At 69.1% G+C, this 17,075-nt stretch carries 14 protein-coding genes, 1 tRNA gene and 1 pseudogene; 7 read left to right on the top strand and 9 right to left on the bottom strand.

What is annotated here, in order from left to right:
- Positions 1 to 53: 53 nt before the first annotated feature.
- The 3 genes from ACFV0T_RS19170 (at position 54) to ACFV0T_RS19160 (ending at position 2,414) form a co-directional block, all read left to right on the top strand.
- Positions 54 to 1,028, top strand: a complete 975-nt coding sequence (locus ACFV0T_RS19170; RefSeq protein WP_385780130.1) for an aldo/keto reductase — start codon at positions 54 to 56, stop codon at positions 1,026 to 1,028.
- A 42-nt stretch (positions 1,029 to 1,070) separates the two neighbouring features.
- On the top strand, positions 1,071 to 1,397 hold the full coding sequence (locus ACFV0T_RS19165; protein ID WP_385780127.1) for a carboxymuconolactone decarboxylase family protein: 327 nt from the start codon (positions 1,071 to 1,073) through the stop codon (positions 1,395 to 1,397).
- Positions 1,398 to 1,562: 165 nt separating this feature from the next.
- A complete protein-coding gene (locus ACFV0T_RS19160; protein ID WP_385780124.1) occupies positions 1,563 to 2,414 on the top strand; it encodes an aldo/keto reductase in 852 nt (283 codons plus the stop codon).
- A 212-nt stretch (positions 2,415 to 2,626) separates the two neighbouring features.
- Here ACFV0T_RS19160 and ACFV0T_RS19155 read toward each other — a convergent pair whose 3' ends face one another.
- From ACFV0T_RS19155 to ACFV0T_RS19145, 3 genes are all read right to left on the bottom strand, one after another.
- Positions 2,627 to 4,123, bottom strand: coding sequence for an IMP dehydrogenase (locus ACFV0T_RS19155; protein ID WP_385780121.1), 1,497 nt, complete (start codon positions 4,121 to 4,123; stop codon positions 2,627 to 2,629).
- Positions 4,124 to 4,548: 425 nt separating this feature from the next.
- A complete protein-coding gene (locus ACFV0T_RS19150; RefSeq protein ID WP_385780118.1) occupies positions 4,549 to 5,517 on the bottom strand; it encodes an alpha/beta hydrolase in 969 nt (322 codons plus the stop codon).
- Positions 5,518 to 5,618: 101 nt separating this feature from the next.
- Positions 5,619 to 5,936 (bottom strand): putative quinol monooxygenase, encoded by a 318-nt coding sequence (locus ACFV0T_RS19145; RefSeq protein ID WP_385780115.1) that lies wholly within the window; start codon positions 5,934 to 5,936, stop codon positions 5,619 to 5,621.
- 144 nt (positions 5,937 to 6,080) lie between these two features.
- Between ACFV0T_RS19145 and ACFV0T_RS19140 the strand changes: the two genes are divergently transcribed.
- Complete coding sequence (locus ACFV0T_RS19140) at positions 6,081 to 6,989, top strand: AraC family transcriptional regulator N-terminal domain-containing protein (protein ID WP_385780112.1); 909 nt, start codon at positions 6,081 to 6,083, stop codon at positions 6,987 to 6,989.
- 322 nt (positions 6,990 to 7,311) lie between these two features.
- Here ACFV0T_RS19140 and ACFV0T_RS19135 read toward each other — a convergent pair whose 3' ends face one another.
- The gene (locus tag ACFV0T_RS19135) at positions 7,312 to 7,413 is read right to left on the bottom strand and encodes a DUF6210 family protein (protein ID WP_385780109.1); all 102 of its coding nucleotides are present in this window, start codon (positions 7,411 to 7,413) and stop codon (positions 7,312 to 7,314) included.
- Positions 7,403 to 7,600, bottom strand: a pseudogene (locus ACFV0T_RS19130) (HAD family hydrolase); the annotation flags it as partial. The gene ACFV0T_RS19135 and the pseudogene ACFV0T_RS19130, both read right to left, overlap by 11 nt.
- A gap of 166 nt (positions 7,601 to 7,766) precedes the next feature.
- Between ACFV0T_RS19130 and ACFV0T_RS19125 the strand changes: the two are divergent.
- A tRNA-Met gene (locus ACFV0T_RS19125) sits at positions 7,767 to 7,840 on the top strand.
- A 562-nt stretch (positions 7,841 to 8,402) separates the two neighbouring features.
- Here ACFV0T_RS19125 and ACFV0T_RS19120 read toward each other — a convergent pair.
- Complete coding sequence (locus ACFV0T_RS19120; protein ID WP_385780210.1) at positions 8,403 to 10,853, bottom strand: SpoIIE family protein phosphatase; 2,451 nt, start codon at positions 10,851 to 10,853, stop codon at positions 8,403 to 8,405.
- A gap of 686 nt (positions 10,854 to 11,539) precedes the next feature.
- Here ACFV0T_RS19120 and ACFV0T_RS19115 point away from each other — a divergent pair.
- Complete coding sequence (locus ACFV0T_RS19115; RefSeq protein ID WP_385780107.1) at positions 11,540 to 11,725, top strand: hypothetical protein; 186 nt, start codon at positions 11,540 to 11,542, stop codon at positions 11,723 to 11,725.
- 91 nt (positions 11,726 to 11,816) lie between these two features.
- Here ACFV0T_RS19115 and ACFV0T_RS19110 read toward each other — a convergent pair whose 3' ends face one another.
- Entirely contained in the window at positions 11,817 to 12,371 is a 555-nt protein-coding gene (locus ACFV0T_RS19110; protein WP_385780104.1) for a GNAT family N-acetyltransferase, read from the bottom strand.
- Positions 12,372 to 12,868: 497 nt separating this feature from the next.
- Between ACFV0T_RS19110 and ACFV0T_RS19105 the strand changes: the two genes are divergently transcribed.
- Positions 12,869 to 13,417, top strand: a complete 549-nt coding sequence (locus ACFV0T_RS19105; protein ID WP_385780102.1) for a DUF1062 domain-containing protein — start codon at positions 12,869 to 12,871, stop codon at positions 13,415 to 13,417.
- Between the two features lie 272 nt (positions 13,418 to 13,689).
- Here ACFV0T_RS19105 and ACFV0T_RS19100 read toward each other — a convergent pair whose 3' ends face one another.
- Both ACFV0T_RS19100 and ACFV0T_RS19095 read right to left on the bottom strand, forming a co-directional pair.
- On the bottom strand, positions 13,690 to 15,360 hold the full coding sequence (locus ACFV0T_RS19100; protein ID WP_385780100.1) for a hypothetical protein: 1,671 nt from the start codon (positions 15,358 to 15,360) through the stop codon (positions 13,690 to 13,692).
- Entirely contained in the window at positions 15,350 to 17,041 is a 1,692-nt protein-coding gene (locus ACFV0T_RS19095) for a hypothetical protein (RefSeq protein ID WP_385780097.1), read from the bottom strand. The genes ACFV0T_RS19100 and ACFV0T_RS19095 overlap by 11 nt, the downstream gene beginning before the upstream one ends.
- Between the last annotated feature and the right edge of the window lie 34 nt (positions 17,042 to 17,075).

Here is a 17,075-nt window from a genome sequence, read left to right as displayed (position 1 = left end):
GGGCCGGCGCGTGTCCGGCGCACCGCATACATCCTCGAACGACGGGACACCTCGTGAAGCACATCAACCTGCGCGACCTGGACGTCTCACGTATCGGCCTGGGGGCCATGGGCATGTCCCACGGCTACACCGGCGCCGGCACCGACGACGACGAATCCGTTCGCACCCTTCACCGCGCCATGGAACTGGGCGTCACCTTCATCGACACCGCCGAGGTCTACGGCCCCTACACCAACGAGGAACTCGTCGGCCGCGCGCTGAAGGACCGCCGGGACCAGGTCGTGATCGCCACCAAGTTCGGCCTGATCTCCCACACCGGCCGCCCTGGGCCCACCGACAGCAGCCCCGCCGGCGTCCGCGCCGCCGTCGAAGGTTCGCTCAGGCGGCTGGGCACCGATCGCATCGACCTGTACTACCAGCACCGGGTCGACCCGAACACCCCGATCGAGGAGACCGTCGGCGCCCTTGCGGAGCTGGTTGCCGAGGGCAAGATCCGCCACATCGGCCTGTCGGAAGCCGGACCCGACACCATCCGCCGCGCCCACGCGGTCCACCCGGTCACCGCGGTGCAGTCCGAGTACTCGCTGTTCACCCGCGATCCGGAAGCGAGCGTCCTGCCGGTACTGCGGGAGCTGAACATCGGCTTCGTTCCCTTCTCCCCACTCGGGCGCGGCTTCCTGACCGGTGCCATTCGCTCCACCGAGCAGTTCGACCCCAGCGACTTCCGTGCCGACAACCCCCGCTTCAGCGGCGAGAACTTCCAGCACAACCTCCGCCTGGCCGACCAGGTCGCCGCCATCTCCACCGAGATCGGCGCCACTCCGGCGCAGGTCGCCCTGGCCTGGCTGCTCGCCCAGGGCGACGACATCGCCCCCATCCCCGGTACCCGACGCGTGGCCCGGGTGGAGGAGAACATCGGCGCCGACGCCGTCCGCCTGACCGACGAGCAGCTCACGCGGCTCAGCAGCCTGCCCCCGGCCGCCGGAGACACCCACAACGAGGCCGGCATGCGCATGATGGAGCGCTGACGCGGTCGGCCCCCCGTCCAGCCACAGCAGGAAGGACTCCCCGTGAGTGCGACCGACCCGCGCGTCGCCCCAGACCTCATCCGGTATCACGCTCCGAAGCTCGCCGCCCTCACCGACGACGTGCTGTTCGCCGACGTCTGGCAACGACCGGAGCTCTCACCCCGTAACCGCAGCCTGATCACCGGCGCCGCCCTGGTCGCGCTGGGCCGCGACGCCCAGCTGACCGGGCACCTGCGCCGCGCCCTCGGCAACGGCCTCAGCCCCGACGAACTCGCCGAGGCGATCACCCACCTGGCGTTCCACGCCGGCCGGCCCGCCGCGATGAGCGCCACCAGCGTCCTGGCCTCCGTCACCGAACCCGGCGACTGACCAGCGAGCCCCGCGCACGCGTACCCGGCACATGGGTTACGACGCGGCCACCGTCCAGCCCCGAGGCGATCGCCGACGTCATCGCCTGCGTCCTCCCCCGCCCCGGAACGGGGCCATCCACGAAATCCTCATGCGCCCGCCGACCAGACCCTCCAGGAGTCACCCGTGCAGTACGTCACCTTGAACAACGGCGTGAAGATGCCGGTCCTCGGCTTCGGCGTCTTCCAGATCCCCGCGGAACAGACCGAGCAGGCCGTCACCGACGCCCTCGCCGCCGGCTACCGCCTCCTGGACACCGCGGCCGCGTACGGCAACGAGGAGGCGGTCGGCCACGCCATCAAGTCCAGCGGCATCCCCCGAGAGGCGCTGTTCGTCACCACCAAGCTCTGGGTCCAGGACGCCCCCGCGCAGGACAACACCCGCCGTGCCTTCGACGCCTCACTGCACAAGCTGGGCCTCGACCACGTCGACCTGTACCTGATGCACCAGCCCTACGGCGACGTCTACGGCCAGTGGCGCGCCATGGAAGCCGTCCACCGCGAGGGCCTGGCCAAGGCGATCGGCGTCTCCAACTTCTACCCCGACCGCCTGCTGGACCTGATCCTCAACAACGAGATCACCCCCGCGGTCAACCAGATCGAGACCCACCCCTTCTTCCAGCGCGCCACCGACCATGTCCTGATGCGCGAGCACGGCGTCCAGCACGAAGCCTGGGGCGGCTTCGCCGAAGGCAAGAACGACCTGTTCGCCAACCCCGTCCTCAGCGAGATCGGCGAGGCCCACGGCAAGTCGGTGCCACAGGTGGTGCTGCGCTGGCTGGTCCAGCGCGGCATCGTCACCATCCCGAAGTCGGTCAACCCCGACCGGATGGCGCAGAACATCGACGTCTTCGACTTCGAGCTCAGCGAACACCAGATGAGCCGGATCACCGACCTCGACACCGGCACGACCCTGTTCTTCGACCACCACGACCCGGCCATGGTCGACTGGCTCAGCAAGCGCCGCTTGACCGACTGATCCCCCACGGAGCAGGCCCTCGGATATCGCGTTGCCGCTCTCGTCCAGGACGCCCACGAATTGCCGGCCCCTCTCTCCTGGAAGCACACGGTGCCGTCGCTGCGTTCGGTGCGCGTGCGGCAGCCGCGCCAGGACCACTGGCGGGAGGGGGCGATCACGGCCGTGCCCTCTTCCCCTCCGGCCCGTGGTCCTCGATGGGCCTCGGCGGCTTGTCAGGAGACCGTCGTCGGCGTGTCCCGCAGGGTGACGCTGGCGTGGCTCTCCTGGAAGCTCTGGTCCGAGACGAGGGTCAGCCGGGCCGTGGACTGGAACTCCGGCAGAGTGGCGGAGCCGCAGGAGACCATCGTGGTCTTGAGCTTGGCGACGGTCAGGGCGAGCCCTTCGTTGAGATCGCCTGCGTAGGGGACGTAGCCGTCCACGCCTTCCTCGAAGAGCAGCCCCTGGCCTCCCTGGCCGTAGCGCTGCCAGTTGCGGGCACGGTTCGAGCCCTCACCCCAGTACTCCTTCACGAAGCCGTCACGAGTGGGCAGTTTCGCGCCGGCCGCTTGGTCGAAGCGCGCGAAGTACCGCCCCATCATGACGAAGTCGGCCCCCATCGCCAGCGCCAGCGCCACGTGGTAGTCGTGGACCAGGCCGCCGTCGGAGCAGATGGGCACGTACTCGCCGGTGCGCTCGCAAAAGGCGTCCCGGGCCGTCGCGACGTCCAGCACAGCGCTGGCCTGGCCGCGGCCGATGCCCTTCTGGTCGCGAGTGATGCAGATGGAACCGCCGCCCACACCGACCTTGACGAAGTCCGCCCCCGCTTCGGCGAGGAAGGTGAACGCCTCGCCGTCCACCACGTTGCCGCCGCCGACCGGAATCTCGGGATAGTGCTTCTTCACCCAGGTCAGGGCCTGTGCTTGCCAGTCGCTGTAGCCGTCGGACGAGTCGAAGCACAACGCGTCCGCGCCCGCCTCCACCAGGGCCGGGATGCGCTCCTGGTAGTCATGGGTGTTGACGCCCGCGCCCACGCGCAGGCGCTTGGCGGCGTCCACGACCTGGTTCGGGAACCGCTTGTTGTCCGTGTAGTCGGACCGGAACACCAAATACTGCAGGTTGCCCTCGCCGTCCAGCACCGGGAGGCAGTCCAGCCGTTCGTCCCACAGCCGGGCGTTGGCCTCGGAGAGCGTGGCGTCAGGCCCGGCATGAGGCAGGTCGGCGATGGCGGTCATCCGCTCGCTGACCGGTTCGGCCAGGTCGTGGCGTTGCGGGTGGAAGTCACGGGAGGTCACCAGGCCGAGCAGGCGTCCGGTGGCGGTCCCGTCGTGGGTGACCGCGGCGGTGCTGTGACCTGTGCGGCGCATGACGTCGACCAGGAGACCCAGGCTGTCGTCAGGCCGGACGTTCGTGTCGCTGGTGACGAATCCGGCCTTGAAGTTCTTCACTTGGCGGACCGCTGCGACCTGGTCCTGGATCGACTGGTTGTGGTGCAGGAAGCTCAGACCGCCGTTGCGCGCGAGGGCGATCGCGAGTTCCGGTGTGCTGACGGCCTGCATGATCGCGGACGTGAACGGGGAGTGCAGTTCGATCGCCGACGGCTCGCCCACGATGTGCCGCACCAGGGGCGTGCGCAGCTCGACCGTCGCGGGCGAGCAGTCGGTCCGGGTCCTGTTGGGCAAGAGCAGAAACTCGTTGAACGTCCGTGAGACCTCGGCGATGATCTGTGCCACTCGTTCCTCCTGACCCGTCGGCCGGGGCCCGACTGCCCCGCCGTGAAGAACGCCCCCGTGTCCCAGGGCCCGGGCAGGCAGGGGTCGGCAAGGCAGCCGTGGAGGTGCCACACACCGCGGCAGAGCCCTGACCAGCCCGTGGATCGACGGGTGCGGTCGTGACCTGGCACCCTATCGATCGGCCGGCCGCAGCACGAATCGCGCCTCGCATCGGCAATCGCCACGGTCCTTCAGGCCCTCTGCACGGGCAGCGTGCTACTCACCCCGATCGCGGCGGGCGTACACGACCGATCGTCGGCGAATCCCCCGGACTCACGCGGCAGGTAGGCGCACCACGGGTGCGGTCGACCAGGGCACTGGATGCCATGACCCAGCCTGCTGAGGATGAGGCCGGTTCGGCCTGATCAGCAGAGACATCGGAGGCATCATGCGGCGGAGTTCATGGACAGGATTCGGGCGAGCCAGTCGGTGCGGGTTCGTCGCGCCGTGGCCGATAGTTGTGCCTGCGGGTACAAGGCGTCGAAACCGTGGAAGCCGCCCGCCCAGACGTGGAGTTCGGCCTGGCCACCGGCCGCCCAGATGCGGGTGGCGTAATCGGTGTCCTCGTCGCGGAACACTTCGGCGGAACCGGTGTCGATGTAAGTGGTCGGCAGGTTGGAGAGGTTGGCGGCCAGCGCGGGCGAGACGTAGGCGGGTACCTCATCGCCGGTGAGGTCGCCGAGGACGGCGCGCCATCCGAACTCGTTCATCTCACGGGTCCAGACGCCGGGCCCGCCGGAGTACTGGCGGCTCGAGGTGCTGGTGTTGCGGTGGTCGAGCATGGGGCAGATCAGCATCTGCGCGGCGATCACCGGCGTATTGAGGTCGCGGGCCAGCAGGGTGACGCCGGCGGCGAGGCCGCCGCCCGCGCTGGCGCCGGCGACGACGATCCGGGCCGGGTCGACGCCCAGTTCTTCCGCGTGTTCGACGATCCAGAGCAGTCCTCGGTAGCAGTCGTCGACGAGGGCGGTGCCGGTGGCCTCGGGGGCGAGCCGGTAGTCCACGGAGACCACGACCGCGCCGAACTGGTCGAGCCACTCCAGGGGGATGTCGATCTGCGAGAAGCGGTCGCCCATGACCATCCCACCGCCGTGCATCCAGTAGATGCAGGGTGCGGCGGTCGTGCGGTCGCTGTTCGCGGGGGTGAAGACCGACAAGGGGATCGGGGATCCGTCCTCGGCGGACACGGAGATCTCGCGCCGGGCGACCTGCCGGTGTGCGAGCAGGGGTTCGAGGGGCGTCGAGGGGAGTTGGCGCAGTTGGGCGAGTATTTCCGGGCCGAGCTGTGACATCAGGGGCATATCGGCCAGGAGTTCACGCAGTTCGGGGTCCAGGGCGGGGCGTGCTGTGGTCATGGCCGTCGGCCTTTCGTGGGGAGGTGCGGGGCGGTCGGAGGATGAGGATGGAGGCGTGCCGGCAGGCGTCGAGGCGGCGGGCCGGGCCCTCGGTGCGGGGTTCAGAAGGCGGCCTTGCCGCGGACCGGGACGTAGTCGGTGTACTCGGGATCCTTGGCCAGCATCCCGGCGAACTGCGCCACGATGGCCTGGGCGGCCTCGCGGGCGAAGATCCGGTGGTGGTCCTCCTCGCTGGTCCAGCCTTCGGTGACGTGGACGACGTCGGGGTCGGACGCGGAACGGGAGACGAGGTAGACGACGCAGTGTTCGCTCGCGCCGGGGCTGCCCTCGTTCAGACCGGTCAGCAGCAGCTCGACCAGTCGGTCGCCCATCCGGGGCTTTGCGGTCAGCGTGGCGTTGAAGCCGTAGTTGGCGATCATGGCTGCCTTCTTCGTCAGTGATGGAGTGCGGTGGTTCCATTCAACTCGCTTGACCTGCACAAACGTTAGAACGATCCTCGCTTCTCCTTGCACGATCCTCGCGAGCACGAGAGCCGTCGCGCGCAGTGGTGCTGCAATGGGCGCATGCAACTCGAAGAGCTCCGCACCCTGCTGGACCGCCATGCCCGCCCCGACTGGACCACCGCCATCGACGGTGTCCTGATCTCCAAGGTCGACCAGGCGGATCCGCCGGCGCCCTCCATGTCCGGCACCGTGCTGGCGGTCATCGCCCAGGGCGCCAAACGCCTCGCGCTGGGCGAGAGGGTCTACGAGTACGGCGCCGGACAGTACCTCGTCGCATCCGTCGACCTGCCCGTCACGGGACAGTTCACCCAGGCCGGCCCCGAACGGCCGGCCCTCGGCTTCGGCCTCACGCTGCAACCCTCCGCCATCGCCGAACTGCTGCTGCAGGGCGGCCCCGCAGACACCCCCCGCACGGGCACAGGCGCACCGCCTGCCATCGCCGTCAGCGACGCCTCACCGGCACTGCTCGACGCGGTGATCCGGCTCCTGCGCCTGCTCGACCAGCCCCGCGACCGCGCCGTGCTCGCGCCGCTGGTCAAACGCGAGATCCTGTGGCGTGTGATCACAGGCGAGCAAGGCGCGACAGTACGCCACCTCGGACTCGCCGACAGCGGACTGAGCCACATCTCCCGAGCCGTACGCTGGATCCGCGAACACTACGCACAGCCCTTCCGCGTAGAGGACGTGGCGCACCTGTCCGGCATGAGCGTCTCCGCCTTCTACCGCAACTTCCAGGCGGTGACCGCGATGAGCCCCATCCAGTTCCAGAAACAGATCCGGCTCCAGGAAGCCCGTCTGCTGCTCGCCACCCACCCCGGCGACGTCACAGGAGTCGGCCAACGCGTCGGCTACGACAACCCGTCCCAATTCAGTCGCGAATACCGCCGCCGGTTCGGCGCACCCCCGAGCCAGGACGCGGCCCGCCTACGACACACCGCCACACGCAGCCCAGCCGGCGTCTTGACTTGAGCGGGCTGGGCCATCCACAGAGAAGCACGCAAGGAGAAGCAAGGACCCGCCTGTCTCCGTCGCCAGATCCGCTTGCTCGGCTACGACCAGGGCGTACAGCCGGTCCAGCGGCGCCGAGCAGGGGAACGGGCCGGCATCCAGCTCAAGGTGCTCGGCCAGCACCACCTCGGTCCATGCCGTGGACAGCGCCAAGCGTCTCAACTGCGCCAGCTCCAGCAGCGGGCCGCACGAGGGCCACGCCCGACGAACCGGCGACCGGGCGACCCGGCGACCGGCGACCGGCGACCGGCGACCGACGACCACGCGGAGCCGAACCGCGTGTTCAGTCCGAGTTGGCCCACAGCAGCAGTCCCGGCCCATCCGGTGTGATCACCGGCACCCAAGCCTCATCCGTGTCACGGATCCGGTTCTCGTCCAGCCTCAAGGAGTGCAGTTCCTCGGTGTACCCGTCGGATGCCCAGCGCGGCCGGCGCAGGGCGTACGTCGTCGTAGAGGTCCGCCTCATCGAGGTACTCCCCTCGACCGGCTTCTTCGCGGGCTTGACGCTCGGCTGGAATGTCGATGCCCGGGCGGATGAGGCGTAACGCTTCAGAGTTGTCCTGGCCCTGAGCCGTGTCACGCTCCGGTCCTGCCGCCCGAGGTGGACTCGCGAGCGGCACACAGCAGCCCGTGCCGCAGGACACCGGGGCGAGGGCGGTACAGGGGACGGCTCCGCCTCCTACCGTGGCGGCGTGGTCACCAGTGCACTTCGTCATGGCGTAGGGTGGTGTTCATCGCCGCGGGGTGGAGCAGCTCGGTAGCTCGCTGGGCTCATAACCCAGAGGTCGCAGGTTCAAATCCTGTCCCCGCTACTGGATGACGCAGGGCCCGGATCCACATGGATCCGGGCCCTGCGTCCGTCGCAGCCGACGGGCTCTCAAAAGCGACCGAGGCTCGACAGTGGGCGGCATCGGTCGTCCCGTCATGGCAGTCACAGGCGCCGGACGTTTCGCGGGTCCACCATCGCCATCGGCACTGACAGAGACCCATGCAATCAGTTTCGGCCGCGATCTATGCCAGTGGCTGGTTTGTGATGCATGGTGTGCGTACGGGATCTCCTCACCCCCCGGACGGAGAATCCCTCTGCTGGGCCCTGCCCGTCCGCTGCGAACGGGCGGGGCCCGCCGCGCCTCCCGGCTCCCCACGGGAGGCATGCGGCTGTCCGAAGCCATGCCGACGAGGTGGCCTCACCCCCCTCGACGAGGCGTCGAACAGGGCCACCTGCCGGACAGGCGGAAAGCGGCCCCGCGCGAGGCGCCCCGGGGCAGAGCTTCCTGGAGCGTCGTAGCGCGGCGATCCGGGCCACCGCGCAGCGGGGCTCGTCAATTCATGACCTGAATGATCAAGAGTCTTGTGCTACCGGGGTGGCCCTCCTCACGCGGCGAACGGTAGGTCTTGTTCGGCCCAGACGACTTTGCCGACCGGCGCCGAGCGCGTACCCCATCGGCGGGACATCTGGGCGACCAGGGCGAGGCCGCGGCCGTTCTCGTCGACGGTGCGTGCGCGGCGCGGTCGCGGGGAGCTGGCGTCGGTGTCGGACACTTCACAGGTCAGGACCTGGTGACGTTTCAGGCGCAGGCTGATGGGGCCGGTGCTGTGGCGGACGGCGTTGGTGACCAGTTCGCTGACGATCAGTTTGGTGGAGTCCTCAAGGCTGTCCAGGCCCCATTGGTTCAGCTGGAAGGCCGCCAGATTCCGGGCTTGGCGGACGGTGGTCTCGTCGCTGGGCAGTGTCCAGGAGGCGATCTGACCGGCGCTGAGGGAGCGGGTCCGGACCAGGAGCAGCGTGACGTCGTCGCATGCCCCAAGGCCGAACAGCGGCTGTGTGGCGAGGTCGCAGAGGTCTTCCAGAGAACATCCGGGTTGGGCGAGGGAGGCGCCCAGGCGGTGCATTCCCTCGTCGATGTCGTGGTCGCGGGTCTCGATGAGGCCGTCGGTGTACAGGGCGATGAGGCTTCCCTCGGGCAGTTCGAATTCCACGGACTCGAAGGGGTCACCCAGTCCGATGCCCAGCGGGGTTCCGGGGGGAAGGTCAGGGAAGGTGACACAGCCCTGGGGGTCGATGATCGCGGGCGGGGGGTGTCCGGCCCGCGCCATCGTGCACCGGCGCGTGGCCGGGTCGTACACGGCGTACACACAGGTGGCCCCCACCACCGCGGGGCCCGCCGGGGTATCGGCGTGTTCCTCGCCCAGGCGCTGGACCGTGTCGTCGAGGCGGGCCAGCAGTTCGTCGGGGGGAAGATCCATGTCGGCGAGCGTGTGCACGGCGGTGCGGAGCCGGCCCATGGTCGCGGCGGCGTGCAGGCCGTGGCCCACGACGTCGCCGACGACGAGAGCCACGCGGGCACCGGACAGCGGGATCACATCGAACCAGTCGCCTCCGACACCGTGGTCCATGTCGGCGGGCAGGTAGCGCGCGGCCGCGTCGACCGCCGTACCGCCCGTCAAACGGGGCGGGAGCAGGTTGCGTTGGAGCGCGAGCGCCGCGGTGTGCTCGCGGGCGTACTGGCGGGCGTTGTCCAATGACTGTGCGGCGCGGCTGACGAGTTCTTCGGCCAGGAGCAGATCGTTCTCCTGAAACGGCACGGGATCCTCGGTGCGGACGAACAACGCCATGCCCAGCAGGGCGCGCCGGGTGCGGATGGGTACGATCATCAGCGAGTGGGCGCCATGCCGGCGGATCCTCTCCGCCAGCGCCGGGGTCTGCTCGATCCACGCGCCCGGTGCGACGTCCAGGACCGGCTCCAGGTGGGACCTGCCGGTGCGCAGGACGTCGCTGATGGGTGCGTCGTCAGGCACTTGGATCGGCTCACCGCGTACCCACGGGGATTCCGGGACCCCCTGGTGGATCGACGCAAGGCCGGCCCGCCGGAACACAGGACGGCGCTCACCCAGTGGCCCCATGCGGACCGGAGTCCCCTCGCCGAACGAGACCGACTGCTCCAGGTCCACGGCGACGTAGTCGGCGAGCAGGGGCACGGCGACGTCGGCCAGTTCCTGGCTCGCCTGCATCACGTCCAGGGTGCTGCCGAAGCGCGTACTGGCCTCGCCGAGGACAGCGAGGCGCTCGAGCACCCGCCGGCTCTCCGTGACATCGACGCTGATGACACACACCCCCAGCGCCTGGCCGTCGGCGTCCAAGAGGCAGTGGCACGAAGCCGCGAAGGGGTGCTCCTGACCCAGGTTCGTCGGCAGCCACGTCCGGTACTCGTGGACTTTGGTGGTACCGCTCTGCAGTACCTGCCGCATCATCGCCTCAAGCACTTCGACTTTGGCACCGGACAGCGCATCGGTGAACCGCTGTCCGAGCCGTCGGTCACGGGGAACGCCGTCGTGGTTCTCCATCACGTCGTTCACGAAGGTGCACCGCAGCTGCCGGTCACGAATGGAGACGGCGATCGGCGCACGTGCGAGTTGCGAGCCCCTTACCGATCCGTTCGTCGCCTCCCCGGACAGCGCGCCGGCATCGGTCACGGACGCGAGCCACCCCGTGGTTCCGTCCTGCCCGTGCAGCACTGTGAACCGCAGGCAGACATTGAGCACGCGACCGTCCCGGTGGCGCATCGCCGAGGCGCCCGACCAGCCGTACTGGGCACGGCACCGCTCGACGAACGCCGACGTCGTCTCCGCATCCCCGAAACACGGCACCACGAGTGCGGCTGACCTGCCCACCACGTCCCCGGCGGCATACCCGACAAGCTGCTCGGCGGCCTGCGTCCACGCGACTACCGTCCCCTGCTCGTCGAGCAGCGCGATCGCCAGGTCGGGCATGTCGGATGTGTTCAACTGCTTACCGAGTGCCACTGCGGCGGCGGGCATGGTCATCGTCATCGGGTCGCTGTCCTCGGATGGCTGACGGATGGGCGGTATCGTCATCGAAGGGCGATTTGCGCTTCTTGCCTGAAGGACCAGACAGCGCCCTGGTTTGTGACAGCCGCGGCCGTGACGGATGCCACTGGGTGGCTTACGGGGAGGGCCGACCGGGGATCGCGTCATGACCAAGCGGGGCGGGCGGCCGGCCGGCCGAGGAATGAAAAGTCGAGAGCGGACTCCGCTTCTCGCCCGGCGGCCACCTCGGACATCAAGCCGGTGGATGCCCGGCACCGCAGGCCTTTCACCTGGGATGATCACCGTGGGCGCGGTCGTCGTCCGGATCACGGAACTCGATGCCACGGACCCGAGGCGACCCCAGAGGGAGGGAAGCCTGGTCGCTGAGGCCCTCAGACAGCCATGGTGCGCGTGGCCGCGTCGACCGGGGCGGTCCTTGAATGGGCCGTGCTCGCCGATCGGCTGCCGTGGGCTCTGCAGCAGGGCGTGTGAAGGTCTGATGATCAGTCCCGCTGCCCGCCCATCTCCGACGCGTAGCGCCGCCTTCGAGCCGTACTCGGATGAGAGCCCGCAGTCGTTGCAACCGACGTGATCGATCGGCGTACGGTGGGAAGCCGTGAGCTCGCGCATGTCGGCTGTCGAAGTGACGTACCGACCCGACCAAGCCGGTGAATGGAGAACGGGTGGAGAACGAGCGGAGCCGCCCTGATTCGGCGGACCTCGTCGTAGCCGGATGCGGCTGGCTCTTGATCGTGACCATCATCGCCCTGCCCGGGCTTGCCCTGAACGATGGACCGCTGACCGCGTACCTGGTGGTCGTGGGCGGCGTGATCGGGTTCCTGTGGGCCCGCAGGAGATTCCGCCGCTGAGCGGTCCACCAATGAGCGCGCGCTGCGGACCGCACCGCCGCTGCCGCCGGAGACTGGGGCGCCTACGCCACTGACGTCAGCCGGCAGCCGGTCAGGACAGATCAGCGCCCAGCATCGAATACATGAACATGTCCCGGCGCTCCTCACCCAGCTGCTGCCAACTGCGGAGCAAGCCCTCACGCCGGAACCCGACGCGCTCAGCCGTTCGCACGGAGGCGGTATTCCACGGCTCGACATACAGCTGAAGACGGTGAATCCGCAGGTCATCGAAGGCCCAGCGGACAACCCCGGAGAGGGCTTCCGCCGCAACCCCTTGGCCGCGAGCCGGCCCAGCCAGCCAGTACCCCAGGGATGCTCGTCCCTCGCCCCGGTCCTTCAGCCAGAGTCCGACCATTCCGAGCGGGCGCCCGTCCTCGGTCCGCGCGATGACGAACGGATACCCGCTGCCAGTAGACGCTCGCTCCCATTGCCGTCGGATGAAGGCTTCGCCCGACTCCTGCGAGTACGTCGCGGGAACGGTCGTGATCAGTGGGATGTAGTCATCGCTCGATGCTTCCCGCACGAGAGGCAGATCGCCGAGCTCCCAAGGACGAAGCAGGAACCTGTCTCCCGCGGCCAAGCGCGGAACCTCCAAGGGCTGAACCATGATCGCATCCTGCCGCGATCACCTTCGAGACGCACCCCATTTCACTGTCGAGATCAGGGGTATTGGGGCACTTCCAATACCCCACTCCACGCACTGGCGGTCTTCCAGGACGACCTGGTGCGGTGCCTACTGCGGCTTCCTCGACCGGCGCCGGGCTGACCGCCCACAAGACGAGTACCGCGAGCCCGCCAGGCATGAGTGGCACGACTGCCAGCTGTACTTCGAGCTCCGCCAGGTATCACTGGGCATCTGCGGCCACCCCCATCTGCTCGGCCTCGGCATGCCCTCCCCCCGACAGAACCCGGCGGTGAGGCGGTCGAAAACCAGTGGAGCGGCGCCGCTGTGCGCCATTACCGTGCTGCCGAACCAAGTCGTCTGGGTAAGGACGTGCCCTTGTACACCCTGTGAGACCTCCCGAGCGCTGAATCGTCGCGCGTCGCGCTTGTGCGCCGCGCTCCTTTTTGCTGCGGACTTCTCACTGAAACCGGTGTACTTCTGTGCTCGAAAACTGGGTGGTCATGCCCACCTGCCTGCCGACCGTTCTCCGCCGTTGCCACGCGTGCGCGTCCGAGACCTTCCGGGCAAGCGGAAAATTTCGCGTCAACGCAAACCACAAGCTCATCGACGCCTGGCTCCTCGTGCTCTGTACCGCTTGCGGGGAAACGGCGAAGCTCACGGTCCTGGAGCGGACGAATGTGCGCTCCGTACGGCCAGAACTGCTGGACCGGCTGCATGACAACGACCTTGGCCTGACAGCGGAGTTGCTCCAGGATCCGGTCGTGCGGCGCCGCAATCGCGTCGCCCTCGACTGGGACAACGCCTGGCGCCTCGACACCGGCGGATCGGATCACCTGGACCGCGAGGTGATCGACGTATCGGTCCGCTTCGCGGCGCGGATCCCTGTCCGGCCGGTCCGACTGATCGCCGAAGGATGCGGTCTCGCGCGGGCCGAGGTCGAGAGACTGATCGGGAAGGGGCAAGTCGTTTCGGCAGTCCGGCTGAGCGGCAAGCTCTCCGGCGACTTCACCTTCACGCTCAAGCGCTGAACCTCGGGACCGGCGGCCTGTCCGGCAAGATCCGCCGGACAGGCACTCGCCCCGTCCGCCTTCGTCCACCACCACGTACTTCAACACGGAGGTAGGTGGACGTGGGGCGTTCGACCTCGCCCTCGCCCTCGCCCTCGACCTCGACCTCGACGTCATGGCAGCGTTCGCGAAGTGCTCGGGCAAGGCGGCCGTCTCATGATCGGTGGAGGCACGAGAGCGGGGGCCGGCTGGTTGTCCCGGCCGGCCCCCGCTCCCTCGTGCGGACGCGCGTGTCAGCGCACGTCGACGTAGACGGCGGTGCCGTCGCTGTCGAAGTGCGTGGCGTCACCGAAGTACTGGATCAGCCACTTGCCGTCGGCGGTGGGCTTGCCCTTGAGGGTGGCCGTGCCCGTCGAACTCGTGGTGCCCGAGGCGACGTACGTCCACTTCGTCGAGCCCTTCTTCTGGAAGAACAGCTCGACGTGCCGGCCCTTGTACGGCCGCCACGTGCCGGACACGTACTCCTTCAGCGCGCCGGTGAACGTGACGCCGGTCCCCTTCTTGACCTTCGTGGAGGACGCCTTGAGCGAGTACATCCGGGTGTTGACTCGGGTCAGCCGGACCGGGGCGGTGGTGCTTTCCGCCAGCCTGTCGCTGGTGAGGTGGTGAACCCGGTAGTAGCCGTCGACGTAGCCCCACGCGGAAAGCGTGAAGTCACCGTAATAACCGGACTTGGCGGTGGTCAGGCTCTTCCAGCCGGTGCGGCCGTCGGCCGAGTACTCCAGGCGCACGGACTCCGCGTCGGTCGAGTCGTCGCTGTACGCGCGCTGCAGTTGGCCGGTGACCTTGACCAGCCCACTGGCCGCGATGGACGACTTCACCTTGCGAAGCAGGGACTCCTCGGGCACGACCAGGGAGCCCGTGGCGGGGGTCGCGGAGAGGTACATGTCGGCGGGGCCGACCGACCATCCGTCGACTCCCAGGCCCGCAGGGGGGTTCAGCACCGCCGAGAAGTGCCCGGTCGCGTCCGTGGTGGCGGTGAGCGCCTGCGAATCCCTGCCGAAGTAGCGCAGGTTGACCCGCACCGGGATGCCCGCCAGACCGGCCGTGTCAGGGCCTCCGCCGGTGCTCACGGTGCCGGTGACGGTGACCTTCTGGCCGGGCAGCACGCGGGTGAGGTCCGCGGTGGCCGTCACGGACACCTTCGTCGGGGAGATCGACGGACGGCCGAACGCGGTGGCCTTGCCGTGCACCTGGCCGCTGTCCTCCGTGAACCGGGCCGTGAAGTTGGCCCAGTTCGCCAGGTCGAGGTCCTCGGTGGTGAACCGGCCCTCGGCGTCGGTGACAGCCGTGAAGGTGTCGTCCGGCCGCGGCCTGCCCCCGTCGTAGGCCCGGGTCACCTCGACCGTACGGCCCTCGATCGGCACGCGATCGCCGGTGCCGGGCTCGATGCCGACCAGGCGGTCCGTGGCCCCCAGACTGCGCCGGTCATAGGTCGGCAGACGCGTGAACTCCAGTCGTTCCGCGCCGTCCGCGTCGATCAGGGCGGGCGTCAGGGTGAAGTCCAGCGTTCCCGCCTCGCTGCGGGTCGTGGTGTGGCCCTGGTCGTCGGTGGCGCTGACATCGATGGCGTAGGCGCCGAGATGAGGCATCGTCCCACCGTCCTCGACCAGCTTCAGCGCGGCGTCGGCGGGCACCTCCCAGGTCGAGCCCGTCCTGGTCAGCGCCGGCACCTCGGCGACCACCGTGTCGCCGGCCCGGACGCGGGCGGAGACGGACGTCACGGCGGCGCCCGGAGCGTCCGTCCACGCGGTGACGGTGAAGATCCCGCGGTTCCACGCGGTGCGAGCCGCGCCGATGCCGACCGGACCCGCGTCGTCGGCCAGGGCAGGCGCCGCGGTCAGCAGGGAGGCGACCACCGCGATGGCGGCGGCCAGAGTGAGAGAGCTGCGCTCAGCGGGCATCGACGTACTCCGTCCTCGACTCGCTGTAGAAGTGCTTGGAGTCGGCCGCGAGGTAGGCGCCCCACGTGGCGTCCTCGTACGCCTTGGTCTTGAGGCTGAAGCGGCCGGCGGAGTCGGTCTTCCCCTTGACCACCCAGTACCAGTTGCTGTCACCCTTGGGCTTGAGGACGAGCACGATTGTTCCGCCCTTGTAGTTCTTCCAGGTGCTGCCGGACTTGTACTGCAGCGTGCCCTTGGCGGTCAGCGAGGCGTTGCGGTACGGCCGGTTGGGCGTCATGTCGAACGACACGATGCGGGTCTCGATCCGACTGCGGTTGAACGTGGCCGAGTTGACGGGGAGCAGGGTGTAACTCTCGCCGTGCGTCAGCCGGTAGTAGCCCGTGGGGCGGCCGAGCGTGCTGATGGTGAACGGGCAGTAGCCCGAGGTGCCGCCCTCCGCCTTGACCGAGGCGAGGCTCTGCCAGCCGTCACGGCCGTTCTTCGAGTACTGCAGTGTCACCGTCTGATCCGTGCAGATCCACTCCGGCTTCAGCCGGCCCTTGACGGTGATGGTGCGGTAGGCGTCCAGGCTGGCGCTGAGGTTCGTGATCTGACCCGTCCTCGGCACGGTGACGTCGTCGCGGAACGGGTCGGCGGTGTCCGCCAGGTACTCGGAGGGCCGCACATAAGTGAAGTGGCTGGTGGTGTAGTTGGGCTTCGCGTCGTACGAGAACGTTCCGTCCGCGCCGGCGGTGCCGCTGCCGATGACGTCGGTGACCGTGTGGTTCCAGGTGTCGGGCGCACGCAGAGTGGTCACGACCGGCGCGCCCTCGAAGGGCACCCAGCCGTTGGGCGTGAACCGCTGGACGGTGCCGGTGACCTTGAAGGTCTTCCCGGCGTAGACCCGCTCCTTGTCGGCCTGGGCGCTGATCCGGTACCGCGTCTTGGCGACGTCGAGATCCGGAATGGCGTCGGCGACACCTGGATCGGTGTCGGCCTCCGGGGCGACGACGGTGGCGGTGCCGTTCTGGAACGTACCGCCGGGGGTGACGGCCAGTGCGAAGGCGCCGGACTCGTCGGTGACGACCGTCTGCGACGCGTCGGTCCAGGAACCGTCCCGGTGGGAGTCCCAGGCGATCCTCACCTGGGTACCGGCCCGGGCCGGCCCGGTCACGCCCGTCGCGGGGTCGAAGGTGGTGACCGAACCGCTGAGCGTCGCGTCGCGGTGGTCGAAGTCGGTGTACGCGCGGTCGAAGCCGACCTTGGCGACACCGGTGTGCAGCCGGTAGCCGAACAGTCCGGCCGCTCCGTGCTCGGCGCCGCTCCAGTGCTGGACGGTGCCGCCGGGCAGCCGGTAGTCGACGTCGACCGGGTAGTCGCCGTAGCCGGCGCCCCCGGGCAGGCGCAGCGGCTCGTCCGTGGTCCAGCCGTGTTCCCAGCTGTACGACATCTCGTCGGTCGAGGCGAGCACGGGAGCGTCCGGCTGGGCCGGGTCGCGGACGCTCACCTTCACCCACAGCGCCTGGCCGCCGTCCGGCAGGGCCACGGACAGCATGCCGTCGTCTCCGGTGGACAGACCGGTCACGGTCACCGGGTCGGCGAAGGCAGGCGCCGCGGCCAGCGACACGGCCGTGAGGCCGGTCGTGAGAAGGACGGCCGCGCTACGAAAGACGGCAGCCCGATGTGCGCGCGAAATGCGCATGCAGGACCCCCCACAGGTCATAAGAGTGCGTCGG

Source organism: Streptomyces sp. NPDC059582 (genome assembly GCF_042735715.1).
Classification (GTDB): domain Bacteria; phylum Actinomycetota; class Actinomycetes; order Streptomycetales; family Streptomycetaceae; genus Streptomyces.
Note: the sequence above shows the minus strand (reverse complement) of the source record. Positions and strands in the feature narration are given on the sequence as shown.